This window comes from Mesorhizobium sp. M7A.F.Ca.CA.002.05.1.1, from assembly GCF_003998335.1.
Lineage (GTDB): Bacteria > Pseudomonadota > Alphaproteobacteria > Rhizobiales > Rhizobiaceae > Mesorhizobium.
This window is the reverse complement of the sequence record NZ_RZQI01001527.1, coordinates 1-665: the sequence shown is the minus strand read 5'-3', so window position 1 is coordinate 665 and position 665 is coordinate 1. Positions and strand designations below refer to the sequence as shown.

Annotated in this window: 1 protein-coding gene; it reads right to left on the bottom strand. The window is 56.4% G+C overall.

Translation table 11 applies throughout. From position 1 onward, the window contains the following. Positions 1-65: 65 nt before the first annotated feature. The coding region (locus EN939_RS36835) for a class I SAM-dependent methyltransferase (protein WP_164751626.1) at positions 66-665 on the bottom strand (600 nt) is incomplete at its 5' end.

Below are 665 nucleotides of genomic sequence, written 5' to 3'. Positions count from 1 at the left end.
TATCGACACTGCTTCACCACCGGTTTCGTTTGGCGATCTGCGCCCACTCGGATTTGACATCCGCGCTATATCCTGTGGAAGACGTAGAGCCGCGTATGATGCGAAAATGGGCCGAGCAACCGGTCCACAGCAGCACGCAAGCCTCTCAGGATTCCATTCTTGCTGTCGTACCAGGCCTGCATCGGCTTGGAGAAAAATGTCTCGTCCTTCAGCCCCTTGAAGCCTCCCCTCGGCTGTGATTCCAGAAGCTTGAAGCCGTGCTGTTCGAAACTGGAAACAATCGAAGACGGCTCAAGAACGAACTGGTAAAATCCGGCCTGTTCACCTGGAAACCTGGGATAGAGACCCATTCTGATCTTCAGCCGTCGGAGAGGAGAAATGCTCGGCACTGTCACGAAGGCAACTCCTCCTGACCGGATGATGCGCTTCATCTCCAATGCGATCTCATCGTAACCGTCGAAGAAGTGCTCGATCACCCCCAGAGACCACACCCCATCGAAGAATTCGTCCGCGAAGCCCGTTGCTCGAACATCCCCCACGGTCACTTGCAAATGGGGCGCGGCACGATTCACCATCCCCACGGTCTTCTGCGCGAAGTCGATCCCGTAGGCGGAAAAGCCTGCCTGGTCGAGGCCATGGACCGTATTGGCCAAGCCACATCCAGC